Origin of the sequence: Citreicoccus inhibens, from assembly GCF_019039035.1 — a bacterium.
Lineage (GTDB): Bacteria > Myxococcota > Myxococcia > Myxococcales > Myxococcaceae > Citreicoccus > Citreicoccus inhibens.
The window spans coordinates 33551-50593 of record NZ_JAHNZT010000033.1; the positions used below are offsets into that span (position 1 = coordinate 33551).

15 protein-coding genes are annotated in these 17043 nt (G+C 68.7%); 3 read left to right on the forward strand and 12 right to left on the reverse strand.

Going from position 1 to position 17043, the window contains the following annotated elements:
- Positions 1 to 43: 43 nt before the first annotated feature.
- The 4 genes from KRR26_RS28685 to KRR26_RS28700 all read right to left on the reverse strand — a co-directional run bounded on the left by KRR26_RS28685 (position 44) and on the right by KRR26_RS28700 (position 5480).
- A complete protein-coding gene (locus KRR26_RS28685) occupies positions 44 to 2122 on the reverse strand; it encodes a sodium-translocating pyrophosphatase (RefSeq protein WP_120201981.1) in 2079 nt (692 codons plus the stop codon).
- Between the two features lie 355 nt (positions 2123 to 2477).
- Complete coding sequence (locus tag KRR26_RS28690; RefSeq protein WP_217081351.1) at positions 2478 to 3485, reverse strand: serine/threonine protein kinase; 1008 nt, start codon at positions 3483 to 3485, stop codon at positions 2478 to 2480.
- Between the two features lie 73 nt (positions 3486 to 3558).
- Positions 3559 to 4479, reverse strand: coding sequence for a serine protease (locus KRR26_RS28695; protein ID WP_233576574.1), 921 nt, complete (start codon positions 4477 to 4479; stop codon positions 3559 to 3561).
- Between the two features lie 116 nt (positions 4480 to 4595).
- Positions 4596 to 5480 (reverse strand): ABC transporter permease, encoded by an 885-nt coding sequence (locus KRR26_RS28700; protein WP_217081352.1) that lies wholly within the window; start codon positions 5478 to 5480, stop codon positions 4596 to 4598.
- A 234-nt stretch (positions 5481 to 5714) separates the two neighbouring features.
- Here KRR26_RS28700 and KRR26_RS28705 point away from each other — a divergent pair, with 234 nt between their 5' ends.
- Positions 5715 to 6632 (forward strand): RluA family pseudouridine synthase, encoded by a 918-nt coding sequence (locus KRR26_RS28705; RefSeq protein WP_120201972.1) that lies wholly within the window; start codon positions 5715 to 5717, stop codon positions 6630 to 6632.
- 28 nt (positions 6633 to 6660) lie between these two features.
- Here KRR26_RS28705 and KRR26_RS28710 read toward each other — a convergent pair whose 3' ends face one another.
- Genes KRR26_RS28710 through KRR26_RS28720 form a run of 3 tightly spaced genes read right to left on the reverse strand, consistent with a single transcriptional unit; the run spans position 6661 to position 8501 of the window.
- The gene (locus KRR26_RS28710; RefSeq protein ID WP_217081353.1) at positions 6661 to 7119 is read right to left on the reverse strand and encodes an RrF2 family transcriptional regulator; all 459 of its coding nucleotides are present in this window, start codon (positions 7117 to 7119) and stop codon (positions 6661 to 6663) included.
- Positions 7120 to 7121: 2 nt separating this feature from the next.
- Complete coding sequence (locus KRR26_RS28715; protein ID WP_120201968.1) at positions 7122 to 8117, reverse strand: 2Fe-2S iron-sulfur cluster-binding protein; 996 nt, start codon at positions 8115 to 8117, stop codon at positions 7122 to 7124.
- Between the two features lie 18 nt (positions 8118 to 8135).
- Positions 8136 to 8501, reverse strand: a complete 366-nt coding sequence (locus KRR26_RS28720) for a group I truncated hemoglobin (RefSeq protein WP_120201966.1) — start codon at positions 8499 to 8501, stop codon at positions 8136 to 8138.
- Between the two features lie 260 nt (positions 8502 to 8761).
- Here KRR26_RS28720 and KRR26_RS28725 point away from each other — a divergent pair, with 260 nt between their 5' ends.
- A complete protein-coding gene (locus tag KRR26_RS28725) occupies positions 8762 to 9628 on the forward strand; it encodes a nucleoside hydrolase (RefSeq protein ID WP_217081354.1) in 867 nt (288 codons plus the stop codon).
- 20 nt (positions 9629 to 9648) lie between these two features.
- Here the strand turns inward: KRR26_RS28725 and KRR26_RS28730 are convergent, their stop codons facing one another.
- Together KRR26_RS28730 and KRR26_RS28735 are read right to left on the reverse strand one after the other, a co-directional pair.
- Positions 9649 to 10944, reverse strand: a complete 1296-nt coding sequence (locus KRR26_RS28730; protein WP_217081355.1) for a WD40 repeat domain-containing protein — start codon at positions 10942 to 10944, stop codon at positions 9649 to 9651.
- Positions 10945 to 11026: 82 nt separating this feature from the next.
- The gene (locus tag KRR26_RS28735) at positions 11027 to 12070 is read right to left on the reverse strand and encodes a WD40/YVTN/BNR-like repeat-containing protein (RefSeq protein ID WP_217081356.1); all 1044 of its coding nucleotides are present in this window, start codon (positions 12068 to 12070) and stop codon (positions 11027 to 11029) included.
- A gap of 502 nt (positions 12071 to 12572) precedes the next feature.
- On the opposite strand from KRR26_RS28735, the gene KRR26_RS28740 reads away from it, so the two are divergent.
- Complete coding sequence (locus KRR26_RS28740; RefSeq protein WP_217081357.1) at positions 12573 to 13631, forward strand: CBM96 family carbohydrate-binding protein; 1059 nt, start codon at positions 12573 to 12575, stop codon at positions 13629 to 13631.
- A gap of 123 nt (positions 13632 to 13754) precedes the next feature.
- On the opposite strand, the gene KRR26_RS28745 is transcribed toward KRR26_RS28740, so the two are convergent.
- From KRR26_RS28745 to KRR26_RS28755, 3 genes are read right to left on the reverse strand one after another with little or no spacing between them, the layout of a single operon-like run.
- Positions 13755 to 15902, reverse strand: coding sequence for a M28 family peptidase (locus KRR26_RS28745; protein ID WP_217081358.1), 2148 nt, complete (start codon positions 15900 to 15902; stop codon positions 13755 to 13757).
- Positions 15903 to 15914: 12 nt separating this feature from the next.
- Positions 15915 to 16301, reverse strand: coding sequence for a DUF488 domain-containing protein (locus KRR26_RS28750; RefSeq protein WP_120201953.1), 387 nt, complete (start codon positions 16299 to 16301; stop codon positions 15915 to 15917).
- Entirely contained in the window at positions 16298 to 16777 is a 480-nt protein-coding gene (locus tag KRR26_RS28755) for a nuclear transport factor 2 family protein (RefSeq protein WP_120201951.1), read from the reverse strand. Before KRR26_RS28755 ends, KRR26_RS28750 begins: the two co-directional genes overlap by 4 nt.
- Between the last annotated feature and the right edge of the window lie 266 nt (positions 16778 to 17043).

Genomic DNA, 17043 nt, shown 5'->3' on the forward strand with positions numbered 1-17043 from the left:
GATGCGGCACCTCGGTGAAGAGGCGCCGCACCTCGCGCGACGACTACCGCAGCGCGATGAGCGAGGCCACGAGCAGCGACACGACGCTCATGACCTTGATGAGGATGGCCACGCCCGGACCGGAGGTGTCCTTGAACGGGTCGCCCACCATGTCGCCGACGACGGCGGCCTTGTGGACCTGCGAGCCCTTCGCGTGGCCCGGCAGCTTGCCCTTCTCGATGAACTTCTTGGCGTTGTCCCACGCGCCGCCGGCGTTGGCCATGTAGAGGGCCATGGTGGCACCGACGACGAGCGCACCGGCCAGCAGACCCGCCAGCGCACCCGGGCCCAGCAGGTAGCCCACGAGCGGCGGAGCCACGACGGCCACGAGGCCCGGGAAGATCATCTCGCGCAGGGCGCTCTTGGTGGAGATGTCGACGATCTTCTTCGGATCCGGATCCGCCTTCAGCTCCATCAGGCCGGGAATCTCGCGGAACTGACGGCCAATCTCCTCGACGATGGCGCCAGCCGCGCGACCCACGGCGAGCATGGTGGAGGCGCCCACCAGGAACGGCAGGATGGAGCCGAGCAGCAGGCCCACGATGACGTTCGGGTTGGTCAGCATCAGGCTCATCTCGGGGAGACCCGCCGCGATGCGCGTGTGGTTGACCTCGAGGTTGAACGCGGAGAAGAGCGCGATGACGGTGAGCGTCGCGGAGCCGATGGCGAAGCCCTTGCCGATGGCCGCCGTGGTGTTACCCACCGCGTCCAACTCGTCGGTGATGGCACGAACCTCGGGACCCAGGCCGGACATCTCGGAGATGCCGCCCGCGTTGTCGGAGATGGGGCCGTAGGCGTCCACCGTCATCACGACGGCCGTGCCGCCCAGCATGCCCACCGCGGACATCGCGATGCCGTACAGGCCGAGCGCGCGGTCCGCGATGTACGCCACCAGCGCGATGGTGGCCATCGAGATGCCCACGCTCTCCATGCCCACGGCGAGGCCGCGGATGAGGTTGGTGCCCGCGCCCGTGATGGAGGCCTCGGCGATGCGCTGCACCGGCTTGGCCGACGTGTAGTAGTCCGTGACGAGGCCGATGATGGCACCGCCAAACGCGCCCGCGGCCAGCGCCACGGTGATGGCCTGCGACAGGCCGAACACCTGCATCATCACGTAGGCCAGACCCACCAGGATGACCGGGGGCATGATGAGCGCGCTGCGCAGCACCTGCGCCGGGTTCATGTGCTTGAGGGCGCGCGCGATGAAGATGCTCAGCACGCTGACCACCAGACCCACCGCGGAGAGCACCAGCGGCAGCACCACGCCCGCCAGCTTCGCGGTGCCCGTGGCCGACGCGTCCGCGACCAGACGGGACAGGTCCGCCGAGCTCGCGGTCAGCGCCATGGCCATGGCGGCGACGATGGCGGCGACCATGGACTCGTAGATGTCGGCGCCCATGCCCGCGACGTCGCCCACGTTGTCGCCCACGTTGTCGGCGATGACGCCCGGGTTGCGGGGGTCGTCCTCGGGGATGTTCTCGATGACCTTGCCGGCGATGTCGGAGCCGACGTCGGCCGCCTTGGTGTAGATGCCGCCACCCACGCGCGCGAAGAGCGCGATGGAGCTGGCGCCCACGGCGAACGAGTGGAGGATGGGCGAGAGCTGCTCATGGCCGCGGAAGAAGTAGTAGACGCCGCCCATGCCGATGAGGCCGAGGCCCGCGACCGCCAGGCCCATCACGGCGCCGCCGTCGAGGGCGACCAGCAGGGCGTTCGGCTTCGAACCCAAGCGCGCCGCCTGCGCGGTGCGGACGTTCGCGTACGTGGCGGCCTTCATGCCGATGTAGCCCGCGAGGAGCGACAAGCACGCGCCGACCACGAAGCTCGCGCTCGCGATCCACCCCAGCGCCAGGCCGATGATCACCGCGACGACCGCGCAGTACGCCGCGAGCACCTTGTACTCTCGGACGAGGAACGCCATCGCGCCCTCGCGGATGTAGCCCGCGATGCGGTTCATCGTCGCGTCGCCGTCCGGGAGCGCCTTGACGCGGAAGTAGAAGAACGCAGCGAACAGCAACCCCACGGCGCCGATGACGCCCGGTGCGACTGCCCAGAAATTCGATTCGAGACTCGACAACTCCATCCAATCCTCCAGAGCAATCCCGGGGCCCGACCTCCCCCTCTGGGGCGCTCGTACGCCGCACAGTGTGCGCGCATGGCCTATACGGGATTTCCGAGCCATCTGGGAGCCTTCTCGACAGATGCGGGCCGGATGACCGGCAGCCTGGGGGGCCCGGAGGTGAAGCTGTGGGGTCCGCTCCCTGGAATGAGCGGTTCCTGTGGGCCGCTCACCCCCTTTGGAGCACACGCACGGTGCTGGGCGCGCGCAACGCCGGCTCCTCCATTGGTTGGAGGGCCTACGAAGTCCCTTGGGCAGAGCGGGGTCTCCGTGGCGGGTGCGAATCACCCCGCTACGCTCCGGGGCGAGCCGTCATGAATCAACGGCGGGGCGGCAGCCGCGCCAGGGCTTGCTGGAACTTCTCGAACGCGCGCGCTGGGGTATCCGCCTCGGCCTTCTGCGGAGGATTGGGCTGGGGGACGAGGAGCTGGCGGCGCGCTTCTTGGATCTCTGCTGCTGACATCGAGGGCGTCTGGGCTTGAAGCCATGCGGACAGGGCCTGGCCCAGGGCCTCGGCGCTCTCGTAGCGGGCCGTCGGGTCGGCCCGCATCGCGCGTTGGAGAATCTCCGAGAGCCGGGCGTCCATCGTGGGCACGCGCGTGGTCAGCGGGATCAACTGGTCGTTCCGCGCGGAGTCGAACCACGCGGACTCATGCTCACCCATGAAGGGGAGCTGGTCGCACAGCAGGCGGTACAGCACCACGCCTGCGACGTACACATCCGAGCGAGCATCCAGGGCGCCTCCCCGAATCATCTCGGGCGAGAAGAACATGACCTTGGGGCCCATCACGCCCTCCGTGCGAGGAGGCGGAAGCCGGCCCGTGCCGAACCCGCCGAGCTTCACCTCGCCCGTGGAGAGGACATGGATGTGGGTGAGACACAGTGCGTCGTGGGTCATTCCCAGGGACTCGCCATGCTCGCCACGCAGGGTGTGCGCGAAGTGCAGCGCGCGGCACACGTCGATGAAGATGCTCACGGCAATGGGCGCGGGAATGCCTCGGTGTCCTTGCGTTCGTCTGACGTTGTGCAGGACGCCGACCAACTCCTTCCCGTCCAGTGCGGCGGTGCCCAGGAAGTACTCTCCGTCGATGACTCCGAACTCGAGCACTTGGACGATGTTGTTGTGCCGGAGCTGCATCGCGAGCTGTGCGCCCTGACGATACCTCTCCAGCCATGATTCCTCAGTGTTCGACTCGAGGGGGAGCCGCAGGAGCTCGAGGGTCCGAGCTCCCTCGGGCGCCGTGGTGTCGAGTGCCCGGTAGCGCACGCCATGCAATTCGAAGTTGAGCCGCTCCAGGAGTTCAAACCTGCCGAATCGGGTCGTCATGCGGAGGGCAGTCTGACCCGAGGCCGGAACGCATGGCAAATGCGAGCGCGGCGGGGGCCGGCGCGGCGACTGGCTACAGCGAGGTGCTGTAGAGCGGAATCTGCTGCTTGAGCCAGGGGATGTAATGGGAGACGCGCGCGTAGACGCCAGGGAGTCCTGCTCGTGCGCAGCCCACGCCGAAGCTGGTGATGCCTTGCAGGACGTACTTGCTCCCAGCCTTCACAATCAGGGGACCTCCGCTGTCACCCTGGCAGGAATCCTGTCCGCCCCGTGCGTAGCCGGCCCCGAACATGGCTGCCTTGTCGATGGAGATGCCTTGATTGCTGTAGTTGGCTCGGAGGGTCGCGTCGTTGACCACTGGGACCTCCACCTGCATCAGGATGGGCGAGGTCGAGAAGCCCCCTTCTCGCACCAGCCCCCAGCCCGCGGTGGTCATGAGCGTGCCCTCCGGGACGATCTCCCCTGAAGCCGGCAGGCAGATGGGGCCCACCACGAGCCCGGGCGTGGTGGCGGGCGCGGGGCGGATGCCGGAGGACAGGCCACAGGCGCTGGTCCCCGTGGGGAGCCCGACGAACTTGATGGGCTTCTCGAGCTTGAGGATGGCGATGTCGTTCAGCGTCGTGTCCGGGTTGTACTGCGGATGCGGAATGGCGCGGGTGACGCGGACACTGATTTGCGTGGACGAGGGCTTCTCCAAGTCGTGCGCACCCGCGACCGCGACGAGTCCGGTGCTTCCATCCGCGATGCAGTGCGCCGCCGTCACGACGATGTCGCTCTGCTCCTTGGCGCCGACGCGGAGCAACGAGCCGCCACAGAAGTGGATGCCATTGGACTGGAGGCTGATCATCCACGGGAAGGAGTTCGGGCGAGCCTCGACGCCCCCCACAATCGGCTGTCCTTGCGACGCCACCTCGGCGACCGGCTCCTGCTCCAGCCCCGTTCCACCACAGCCCAGCAGACCCACCGCGACAATCCAGCCACTGACGAAGCGCAAAGCGCCCTCCTGTTTCGAGTTGCCCGGCCCTTCGCAAGGCATGTGCCACGCTCGGGCGCGGATGCTGTCGAGGAGGGCTGGCCGCGCGATGGGGAACTCGGGGCTCGCTTGACACGTCACGCTGCACGCAATGCCGCGAGGTGACGCGTCAGGTGTGTGTCAATGGAGCACGCGGCACGGGCTCGGGGCTTGACCCCGGCGATGCCGAGCGCCGCCAGCAGCAACGCCGCGCCGGCGAACAGCCCCATGCGCAATGCGGAGAGCCGCCTCGCGCCGAGCGAGTCGTTCACCACGCGCGTGAGCGGCGCCACGTCATGGAGCGGGATGTCCTTGTCCACCGCGCGCGCCGCCTCGATGCTCGGGCGCAGGGATTCCAGGGGGACCGTCGTGGGGCGCACCACCAGCCCCAGGTGCAGCGCGGGCCGCTGCGTCAGCGCCCAGTACGCGGTCGGCTGGGCGGCGGTGGGGATTCCGGTCTCGTGCAGGTCGTCGAGGATGCCTACGATCGTCGCCCACTGGGCCTCCTTTGCGTGGACCCGCAGCCGCTTCCCCAGGGCATTGCCGTGCGGCCAGTAGAGCCGAGCGAAGGTCTGGTTGATGACGAGCGCCCAAGGCGCCTGCCGGTCGTCCGACTCCTGGAGCATGCGGCCTTGGAGCAGGCGCGCTCGCAGCGTCCGCAGGTAGTGGGCGGACACAGCGCGGTACTGCACCGCGGGCAGTTGCTCGCTGGGGTCGAGCGTGCGCCCTTCGATGTCGAAGCAGTTGTGTTGCTGCCCGGAGAGCGGAAGGAGGTTGGCGAGCCCGGCGGACTCAACCTCGAGCAGTGCCTGGATTCGTTCCAGCCAGGCGCGCTGAAAGGCTTCTTGTCGCGGGGCGTCCGGGTAGCTCTCCTGCGGCACCGAGACCCAGCCCGCGAGGACGCCTTCGGCGGTGAACCCAGGGTCGATGTGTTGCAGCGCGAGGAAGCTTCGCACGAACAGGCCCGGCGAGAACTCATGCAACGGCAAGCAGCCTGATTGCTACCAATCTGGTGTCTCAACAATCAGGTGCGGTACACTGGCTCGCCGTGTTCGATTCCGTGACGTGCGTTCCCCAGGAATGAACGCGCACCCGGGGCGCGGTGTCCCGCTTCGCGGGGCACCTTTGGCCCGGCGTGGCTTGTGGATTGGGCACCCTGGAGGGGCATCGCGCGGATGAAGCGTTGACTCCGTGCGGGTGATGGGGGACGGGGAGGCATGGCACTGCGCAAGGTCCTGGTACCCCGTGAGATTGCTGGCGACCGACTCGACCGGTTCCTCACGAAGCATGTCCCCGGGCTGACCCCGGAGCGGGCCCGTGCGCTCTTGGACTCGGGCCGCGTGCGCATCCGGGGCAAGAAGGCGCAGGCCACGCGCAAGCTCTGGGGTGGGGAGGAGCTGGAGATCGAAACGCTGGAGCCTCGCCTGTCGCCGCATCTGTCGAGCGAAGGGCCTCCGCTCCCGGTCTTGTATGACGACGCGGCGCTCGTGGTGGTGGACAAGCCGCCAGGGCTGGTGGTCGAGCCCGAGGGGCGGGCGCCTTCCGTGGTGGGGCTGCTCGCGGCGCGCTGTCCTCCGTTCGATGTGGAGGGGCTCGCGCAGCCCGGGGTGGTGCACCGGTTGGATCGCGAGACGAGTGGCTGTCTGGCGCTCACGCGCACGGACCTGGCGACGGCGGCGTTGCTCCAGGCGTTCCAGGCGAAGCGCGTGGACAAGCGCTACCAGACGTTGGTGCTGGGGCGCCCGCCGGACACGGGGCGGTTGGAAGGGCCGTATGCCAGGGACCCGAAGGATCCGCGTCGCTTCACGACCCGCGTGCCCTCGGCGCGGCGGGCGGCGCTGACCTTCTCGGTGCGGGAGCGCTTCGCGGAAGGCGCGCTGCTCGACATTGACCTGGACACGGGCCGCACGCACCAGATTCGCGTGCAACTCTCCGAGGCGGGCTTCCCGGTGCTGGGGGATTCCCTCTATGGCTCGGAGGCCGCGCGTCAGCACCCCGCCGCGCTCGCGGTGGGGCGGCAGGCGCTGCACGCGTGGCGCCTGGAGGTGCCCTCGTCCGCGACGGGCAAGGTCGTCCACGTGGAGTCGGCGCTGCCCGAGGACTTCCTGCGAGGGCTCGCGCTCCTCAGGGGATGACGGGCAGGGCTCAAGCCCTGGATGGACGTCAGACCTGCGGATCGTTGGTTGGGGAGACGCGGAAGAGGCTGGCCATTCCCGGCTTGGAGCGGCGCAGCAGGTCCTCCAAGGTGTAGCGGTCCAGCGTCTCCAGGAAGGCACTCTGGGCCTCCGCGAGCACGCCCTTGAGTCCACAGGCCGCCGCGATGGGGCAGGTGTTCCGCTCGCGGTCGAAGCACTCCACCAGGTTGAAGTCCGGCTCGGCCGCGCGCACGACCGCGCCCAGCCGGATGTCCCCGGGGGGACTGGCGAGGAGGACACCTCCCGCGCGCCCAGGCCGGATCTCGACGTGGCCCAGGCTCCCCAGCGTCTGGACGACGCGGACCAGGTGGTGCTTGGAGATGCCGTAGGCGTCCGCCATCTCCTGTGTGGACGTCGGACGGTCGGGGTGTGCCGCGAGGTACATGAGGACGCGCAGCGCGTAGTCGGCGTGAAGGGTGAGATGCAAGGTCAGGCGGCTCCAGCGAGGGGCCCCCCTGGTGGTGTGCTCGGGAGGAAGGCATCCGCGTGGATGTCCTTCAGGGAGAACCCCGCCAAGAAGAGCTTCTTGCGCAGGGATAGCACCCCTTCGACGTTGCCGCAGAGGTAGGCCCGCCACCCCAGTGGACGCTTGGGCAGAATGGTGCGGACGAGCGCCTCGATGCTCCCTTCCTCCACGCCATCGCCGCCGCCGCACAGCACGTTCGGGCGGTAGTGGAAGTTCGCGTGCCGCGCCGCCAGCTCGCGCAGCGTCTCCACGAGATACAGCCCGCCCGGCTCCCGTGCGCCGTGAAAGAGGAAGAGCGGCCCCGTGTGCCCTTGCTCCAGCGCGTCCCGGGCAATGCCATACAGCGGCGCGAGTCCGGTTCCCGTGCCCGCCAGGAGCAGCGGCGCCTCGGAGGCCCCCGGTACGTAGAAGCAATCTCCCGCGGGGCCCTGCAGCGCGACCTGCTCGCCGGGGCGGGCCTCGCGGGCCAACCAGCCGCTCATGGTGCCGCCCGGGACCTGGCGCACGTGCAGCTCCAGGTGTTTCTCCCGAGGCAGGCTCGCCAGCGAGTAGCTGCGCGCGAGTCCGTCCGCGCGCAGCAGGGTGATGTACTGGCCCGCGCGATAGTCGAGCGGCGCCTCGGGCTCCAGGCTGACGCGCAGCACATCCGCCGTGAGCTGCTCCACGGCGGTGATGCGCGCGGGGACGCGCAGGTCTTGCGCCCCCGCGACCTCCAGGCCCGTGCCCTCGGGCAGCTTGCACATGCAGGCGAGAAAGTAGCTTCGGGCCTTGAGCGTGTCCTTGAGTCCGCTCTGCGCCGTGGGCGGCACGTTGCCCGCCACGCCTCGCATCATGCAGGACTGGCAGGCCCCCGCTCGGCATGAATGGGGAACCGCCACCCCTTGCCGCAAGAGGCCGTCGAGGACCGACTCCTCGGGCTCCAGCGGGTACCACGTGGACTCGACTTTCACTCTCGCCATGGCGTGGGCCCGGGTGCTTCAGCGGTTCAACACATCCGCGCGGGCGCCCTCGGCGACCGCCATCACCTGCCTCACGAGGTCCGCGGAGACACCCAGCTCCTCCAGCGTCCCCTGGAGGTGCTCCGCCACCGCGTTGAAGTGGATGTCATTGAGGCCCCGCTTCACCAGGTGCCGGTGGCCCTCGCGCATGTCCTTGCCCGAGTAGTGCGAGGGGCCGCCGCACACCATCGTCAGGAACGCCTTCTGCTTCGCGGCCTGCCGGTCCATGTCCACGTCTTCGAAGTAGTGGCTGATGCGGTCGTCCGCCAGGACCTTCCGGTAGAAGAGCTCCACGGCCGCCGCCATCGCCGGTTCTCCGCCCAACTGCTCGTACACACTCGACATGTCCGCGCTCCCTCGCCCGAAACCGGGCGCATAAAGATGCATACTGAATGCATCGTTTTGGGCGAGGCGTCAATTCGCGCGGGAAAGGGCGGCTGCTCGCAGCGAGTTCTTGGGCTAACGGACTGCGTGTCGCAGGGAAGCGCGCGCCGCGTGTCAGCCCATCCGGGAGGGGGCCGTCCGCGCGCGCCGTACTCTTGCCAGTGGGAGTTCCGTGGGGGACTGGCGCGTCACACGTCGCGGGTCCGTCCACGGGAGACGCTATGGATTTGATTGTCGAGACCGACCTTGGACGTGACCCCGATGACTTCTTCGCCTTGCTTTACCTGGTCGCGGCGGGAGTCCGCATTCGCGCCATCACCCTGTCCCCGGGTGACAAGGACCAGGTGGCGGTCGCGCGCTTCCTCTGTCGTGAGCTGGGGCTGGACATCCCCATTGGCAGCGCGGGGCCGGAGCGAGAGAAGTCCAGCGTGGGCAGTGTCCACGTGGACCTGCTCAAGAAGTATCAGTGGCCGAGTCGCCTACCGACCGATGGACTGGGCCAGGACGTCTTGCGTGAGACCATGGCGCGCTACCCCGAGGCCGAGTGGTTCATCATCGGGCCGCTCCAGAATGTCGGCGGCTACCTCGCGGGGGATGCGCCTCGGCTTCCACGGCGCGCCACGATGCAGGGAGGCTTCGTGGGCTACCACCTGCACGCCCCGTCGGTGCGGCTCGAGAAGTTCGAGGGGCGCGAGTCCGTGGCGACCTTCAATCTGAACGGGGACGTGAAGAGCGCCCAGCGCTTCCTGGCCCACGACATCCCTCGGCGCTTCGTGGGGAAGAACGTCTGCCACACCATGGTCTACGACCGGGACATCCTGCGGCGGCATCGGGAGCATCCGCCGCGCTCTCGCGCCATGGAGCTGTTCCTGGAGGCCATGGCGATGTACCTCGCCCGCTCGCTGGAGAAGATGTTCCATGACCCCACGGCCGCGGTCTGCCTCCTGCATCCCGAGGTGGGCACGTGGCTCGAGGGCGAGCTCTTCCGAGAGAAGGGCGGCTGGGGGACGCGTCCGGGCGGCCGAGACGCGATGCTCGTCGAGCTTCAGCGCGAGGCCGTCTGGAATCACATCTTCACGGGCACCTGACCGCTCGTCGTCACGTCACGTCACGGCGTGCCGGCGAGTCGGCTCTCGCGAAGCTGTCCGGGGGCAATCACCGACACGAAACACCGCGCCGCGGGATGCCAGGCCGTGGGCTTCAGTGTGGAGTCGACGTGGAGGCGCTCTCCGGTCTCCCAATCCCAGACGGCCGTTCCCTCATCCCCGGCGCTGGTGAGCAGGAATTGCCCGTCGCAGTGGAAGTCTCCCTGTGGCCCCGGGAACCATCGGCGCAGCGCGCCGGTCTCGAGGTCGATGATGAGCGCCGCGGCGAAGAGGGTTCTGTCGGTGCCGCCGAATCCCCAGACCGCGAGGAGGCGCGGGCCGACGAAGCACCGAGGCCCATCCCAGAAGTACTCCACCTGCCGGAGCGACTTGCGCGAGGGGCCGTCCTCGGACTCCCACACGTTCTCGTGGAGCCACCGGCGCAGGGAGAGGCGGGTCAGGATGCCCACCGGGTGCCAGACCCAGCCGTCGTCCACGAGCCACTGCCCATCCGGGGAGACGCTCAGGCCACAGTGGAAGTAGTCGAGCCCGTGTGCTTCGGAGTCCTCGGTCGCCGCCGCCGCCGCCTCGGCTGGCCGTGGGGTCAGCCGCTCGCCCGTGGAGGGATCGGAGATGTCGAGCTGGTTCCAATCCGTTCCATGCACGAGCAGGGTGCGGTCGCCGTCGCGGAAGAACGCCAGGGGGAACTGGCAATGCGTCACATGGTACGTGCCGCGGTCCAGCTTCATCGTCACCGCGCCGGAGTCCAGTGCGATGACGACGCCGTGTGAGCCCGTCGCATTCGCCACCGCCGCGTAGTGGCCACAATCCGAGACGTGCACGGCCAGCGGCTCCGAGAGCGCGAGGGACTCCGCGGGCACCGCGCCGAGGCGGGTGGTGGTGGGCTTCTCGAGCTCCAGTCGCAGCAGGTCGCCGGTGGAGGTCACCGCGAGCCACTGGGAGCGCGGCGCGCTTCCGAGCGGTTCGAGCGCGAGCAGGGTGGCGCTCTCCAACTCGGGCAGGGAGTGCTCTCGGTGCTCGAAGCGCAGGGCCGACGCACGGGTGCGCACCTCGGGCCTTCCGAGCGCGTGGATGAGGTCATCCAGTCGTTCGAGGTGCGCTTGCTGGCAGGCCGCGCAGATGGGCCGGAGCTCCGCACGAGCCGGGGCGGTGGGACTGTCGCAGTCATCGCACAGGAGGTCGTGGTCCTGACCTTGTCCCGTGAACCGGACCGTGTAGGGCGCGCCCGGTGCTTCAACCAGGTGCGCGCACGCATGACCCGCGATGGGCGCGGCATGTCCACAGGCGAGCGGTTCCATTGTCGTCCTCCCAGGTGCGGTGGCTCGCGGCAGGCTTCGCATTCCGCGCGCTGGGTCGCAAGCCCGCGCGCCGCGCGGAGGGCTACGGTTTCGTGGGCGCGGCGGAGACCAGCTTCGCGATGCGGCCCTCCTCACCGACGGCGAACGCGGTGTCTCGCGAGCGCGGCGAGGACACCGCGTGGAAGCCCGTGGTGTCCAGCGCCTCCCAGGTGCGTCCGCCGTTGTGTGAGACATCGGAGCCCGTGGGGCCCACGGCGATGAGCCACATCTGCCGATTCCGCGTGAGGGCCGCGACGCAGGAGCGATAGCCTCCTGGGGGCGCATCCGTGGGGGCGCTCCAGGTCTTTCCCCCATCGAGCGTGAGGGCCGCGGTGCCGCCGCGCTCGTCCGGCTGCTTGTAGTTGCCGCCCAGCGCGATGCCCGCCTTCGAGGTCCAGAAGAAGAGCGAGAAGACCCCCGCGCCCTCGCCCGTGGCGAGCGGTGTCGTCGCGACAGTCCACGAGTGGCCTCGGTCCATGGAGCGAAGCACGCGCGCCACCGAGCCTCCCAGACCGAACCACGCGTTCTCCGTGCCCTGCACGGCGATGCTCGTGCCGCTGGCCGCGAAGCCCGCCTCTCCCGCGGTCGCGGGCGGGAGCGCCTCGGGGCGCACGGGCTTCCAGGTCGTTCCCCCATCCTCGGTGGTGATGACGACGAAGCGGCCATCCACCGGGTCACTGAAGGCCACGCCGTGGCGTTCATCCCAGAAGGCCATGCCGTCGAAGAACGCACCGGGCTGCGGATTGGTGAACTGGAGCGACCAGTGCGCACCGCCGTCGGTGGTCTTGTAGATGCGGGACTTGTCGCCGGGCCCGATGGACAGCACGTACGCGGTGCGCTCACTGAACGCATCCACGTCGCGGAAGTCGAGCGCGTCCGCACCCGGCACGGGCGCAGCGGACCAGGTCTTTCCCCCATCCGTCGTGCGCAGCACCGTGCCCTTGTCTCCGCTCGCCCATGCGACCCGCGCATCCACCGCGCTGACCCCGCGCAGCCGCACGGTCGTTCCGCTGCTCTGGGGCTCCCACTTCAGCTCCGCGCTCCCCAGCGCGAGTCCCATCGCCAGCCAGATGCTCGCTGTCACCATGTTCGTGTCTCCTGTCCACGCCTGAGTCGAGGAGGATCCTCCATCAAGCCGTGGGAGCAGGTTGAGGAATATTCACGCCCTCCGCCTTTCTCCTCGGACGCGTGCGCGAGTGCCCGTGACGCATGAACGTGCGCGTGCGCGGAGGTCGGCGGGGACCGCGACCGCCGTGACCAGGGACGGGCGGGGCAGGAGGGACCCGTGGGGTGCTCGTGTTTCACGGCGCCGCGGTGAATCAAGTCAGGGCTTGGCCCACGCGCGGCGTTCTGAATAGACGCCGCGGCTGACGTGTCTGAGTCGATGGGCGCGATATCGCCCCAGATGAAAGGTCTCCATGATGAGTCTTTCGAGAAAGCTGGCTGTGTCACGATGGAATTCCCTCTCACTCTCCTCGCTGGGATTGTTGGCCGCAGTGGCGTGCGGCCCGGCTCCTTCCGGCGAGGCTCCCGGAAACGAAGCCGCGCCTGCGATACAGACACGCACCGCGGCACTGGGGAGCACGACGGTGTCGCTCACGCCCGTCGCCGATGCGCAGGTCTCATCGGATACCCCCACCACGAACTACGGCACCAGCACGACCTGGCTCGTGAATCGACAGACCGGGATGAGCTATCTGCGCTTCGACCTCAGTGGCATTCCGACGAATGCGCATGTCACCGCCGTCACGCTGAGCGCCCAGGCCTATGATGGTTATGCCTACGGCGGGGATGGCAATGTCTACACGACCTTCGTTCCGGATGACACCTGGAGCGAGACAGGTATCACCTGGAACAACAAGCCCGCGACCTCGGGAAACACGCTGGGAGAATGGTTCCTCTGGTATGACTACACGCCGGTCGACAAGCTGGGCGTCAACTCGAGTCCGCTGCTCATCCCCGTGGTGCAGCAAGAGCTGGCGGGCGACAAGCGGGTGAGCTTCCGATTGAACTCCACGGGCTACAAGACGCGCTATCGCTCGCGTGAGTACGCCGATGCCACGCAGCGCCCGAAGCTCGTCATCACGTATGATTTGCCGGAAGTCACCACGGTGCTCGAGCCCGAGGCGGACACGTACGCCAATGGCGACTTCTGGGGAGAGCGGGATTGGAACTACGGCAGCTCGACCGAGCTGTTGATCCATCCCTACTTCGACCGGAGGGTCTTCCTGCGGTTCAACTTGGGAAGCATCCCCGCGAGCGCGACCATCAAGTCCGCGACGCTCTCCTCCACCGCGTTCTACGGCATGGCCGGGGGCGGGGACGGCAACGTGTACACGTACCTGGTGCCGGACAACACGTGGGGAGAGCTGACGCTGACGTACAACAACCAGCCCGCCGTCCAAGGCGAGCCCCTGGGCTCGTGGTTCCTCTGGTATCCCCAGGAGTCACCCTACTTCGACCAGGTCGGCAGCATGAGCGACCCGGCGCTCATCCCCGCCATCCAGAACGCCTCGCGCGGCGCGGATCGGCGCATCTCCTTCCGGCTCACCAACACGGGTAGCCCCGGCTATCAGACGTCCTATTACTCGCGAGAGTCGCCGGATGCGGCGAAGCACCCGAAGCTCACCGTGACGTATGCACCGTGATTGAGGTCCGCGGAGGGAGACCTCCGCGCACCTCCCCGTGAACGCTGCACCGGATGCTTCGATAGCTGATTGCGAAGTCCCCGTGCGCGTCGACCTGCGCGCACGGGGCTGTTCCCCATGGGTTCAGTTCTTGTTGGAGCGCTGTCCCGCGGCGTTCGTCATGACGCCGCCTTGTTCCAGTACTTCGAAGAGGGCGAGGAGCGCGTCCACCGGGAAGGCGTGGCCGTACTCGGCATAGGCCGCGTCTCGGATGTCCGCGACTGAGCGGTGGCCGTTGGCGTAGCTCGCGATGGCGTCGGCCAGCTCGTAGAAGCGCAGCTCGCTTTGGCCTCGCTCCCGCAGGGTCTGCGTCGCGGTCGTCATCGCGTCCTGGACGGCGGTGACCTGGGCTTTGGCCTCGGGGTTGGCTTTGCCCGCGATCTCGTCGAAGGAGGTCAGCTCCTGTCCCGGCACCCGCCGCGGAATGAAGGCCCGGGCGCGGCGCTCCGCTTCGGTGGGGGCGGGCTCGCGGGTGACTCCGCGCTCGCGTCCGTCCGCGTCCACGCGGCTCAGGGCCTGGGCCTCCGCGGTCTCCAGGGTCTTGACCATGCGCTGGATGGGCGCGGACGTGGCGCCCAAGGGCAGACACGTGCGGAGCGCCTCACGCTCGCGCTGATAACCCACGCGCACCGATGCTCGCGCCAGGGCATACGTGGTGGCGAGTTGCTCGGGAGTGGCCGAGGCCAGGTTGCGGCGCGCGGTGAACTCATCCTCCCCCACGCGCCGCGCTCCGTGCACCGCCACCAGCCGGGCCAGCTCCAGCGCCCCGGGGCCCTCTGCCCACGCGGCGACCGTGATGGACGCGAGGCCGGCGAACGCGGCGCGGTGAAGCTGCGTGGGGTCCACGAACTCGGGGCGATCTCCGCTCGTGTGATAGCCGTCATCGGGCCACGTGGCGAACGCGACCCCAGGGATGCCGTGGTCGTTGAAGAGCTGGTGGTCGGAGCCTCGGCCGTACCGCTCCATGTGCGCGTCCAGGACATCCCTCGACCCGTTCACCGAGGTGATGCGGAAGGCTTTCTGCGTGGGGTAGGCCACGCCGTTGAATCGGTTCATGAAGTCCACCGTGGACTCCGACACGGCGTTCACGAAGCTGGCATTCCAGTCTGGCGTGTAGGAGATCTGGAAGCGCGAGTGCGCCCGCGTCAGGCTCGCTCCGAGCATGTCGAAGTTGAACTGCGCCACGCGCCGCACGGGCTCGGTCCCATGGTGGGCGAACCATTCGCGCGTGCCCAGGAACTCGGGCAGCCACAAGACACGCAGGCTCCGCACGGGAGGCGGGAGCACCCCGCGGCGGATCAGCGTGGAGTACGTCCGCACCAACTCCAGCAGCGTGGCCGAGCCCGAGGCGTTGTCATCGGCGCCTGGCTTGTAGTGGTCCAGGTGCGCGGTGAGCACGACCTCCTCGCCAGCGCGCGTGCCCGGAATCACGCCGCTGACGATGCTGAAGTGTCCGTCGAACGTCTCGGCCTCGATGTGGACGTCCACCTTCACCGGGCCCGCTTGCGTCTGGATGCGCAGCTCGCGTCCCTGGCGATCCGACACCATGAACAAGAAGGGCGCGCGGCCCGTGGGGGTCTTCAGCGTGCGCGGAACCAGGGCCCAGCCGACCTGATCCGGGAAGTCTCCATCCATGCGGTTGGGCGCGTTCCAGGGCGGCGTCGAGTACGACGACACCATTCCGACCGCGCCACGCTCGAGGGCCTTGCGAAAGACCGCGCCGGGATGGCTCCGCGTGAGCACCACCTTGCCCGTGAGGTCCTTGCCGGCGAAGTCCGCGTCCTGGGTGCCCAGGCCCACGTCGACCAACTCGATGCCCGAGCCCTCGAAGGTGCCGCTGCCCGCCGCCAGCGACATGGGGAGGTCCGCGAACGACGTGACCTTGTAGCCCTGCGGACCGGAGACCCACAGCTCGCCCCGCGTCGCACGCCACTGCGGTCCGTCCTTCATCGCCTCCAGATGGACCGCTTGGAGTCCAGCGGCCTCGGCGGTGGTCTTCGTCCACTCGGCGGCCTCGGTGTAGCCGCCGTGCAAATCCCTGGCGATGAGCGACAGGCGCTGCACGCTGTCATGGATGCGGTCTCCCGAACTCTCCTGGATGAGCGCGCGGACGACGTCGTCACGCAGCACGAGTCCTGTGGTGGGGGAGATCGGCCCCAGCGGGGATGCGGCGGACTGCGCCGAAGCTGGGAGTGCGGCGAGGGCGAGGAGGACGAGCGGAGATAGGCGCATGGCCTCACTCCCTTACTCCAATCGCGCGCCGCGCGCCTCGAACAGCGCTCGCAGGAGGGCGCGATGGCAGCGCGCTTCGTCCTCGCAGTAGCACCCGACCGAGAAGTCCGCGGTGTGGGACAGCGCGGCGAGCAGGTCGAGGGTACGGCTCGCGGCGGGCTCGGCCATCTCGGCGCGATAGCGTTTCTTGAACGCCTCCCAGTCCTTGTCCGTCTGGGCTTGCTGACCGAGCTTCACCACCTCTGGACTGGGCGCCAGCTCCGGATACCAGACGTCATACCAATCATCCGAGGCGAAGCGGGCCGCGGGGACTCCGCGCGGAGGCCTGCGCACCGTGCCGATGCGCAGGCCCTCACCGGCGACGCGAGGAGCCCCCAGACGAACGATGCGGACGGTCATGGGGCCGCTTTTAGCACCGCGGCCTTGCGCTCCTCATGGAAGGACTTGTTGATGATGCGCCACTCGCCTTTCACCTGGAGCAGCGTCAGGTACGAGGTGTAGCGGCTCTCGGGCCCGTCCTCGACCACCGTGGCGACGGCGATGGTCCCCATGACTTCGAGCGCACGGACGTCGCGATGCCACGCGTGCTCGTCCGGTCTGGGCTTGCCCGCGAGCGAGCGGTAGTGGTCCGCGAAGCGCTGGAAGTGCTCGCTGATGCCCATGACTTGCACCGCGCCGTCGCGCACGAACGTCAGCCGCGCGTCGGGCCAGTACGCTTGCTGGAGGAATTCGACCTTGCCAGTGGAGTGTCCCTGGAGGAACGCCTCCAAGGGTTTGCGCACGGCCGCATCGTCGCTGGGGGTTGCCCGCGCGTCGCGGGGCGCGAGCGTCACGCCCCAGAGCAGCAGGCTCAAGCACAGCATCCAGGTCTTCATCGGGGGCTTCCTCGCAGGGGAGACGGGGACGTCGCCTCGTCGGGTGACGGGGCGGAAGTCTGGGCCGCGCGCGAGGGACGGGCCCGAGGGAATCGGTCAATGGACCGAACGCGTCGGTGAATCGTGCTGACGCGACGGTGAGGCGTCCATGCCTCGAAGGGGCTCGAGCAGGCGTGGGGACGCGCTCGGTTCGGTGGAGGGGGCGTGCGTGTGATGGCATCCATCCGGGAGGCCACGTCGATGCTCCTGGGCAGGGCAGGGGCTGC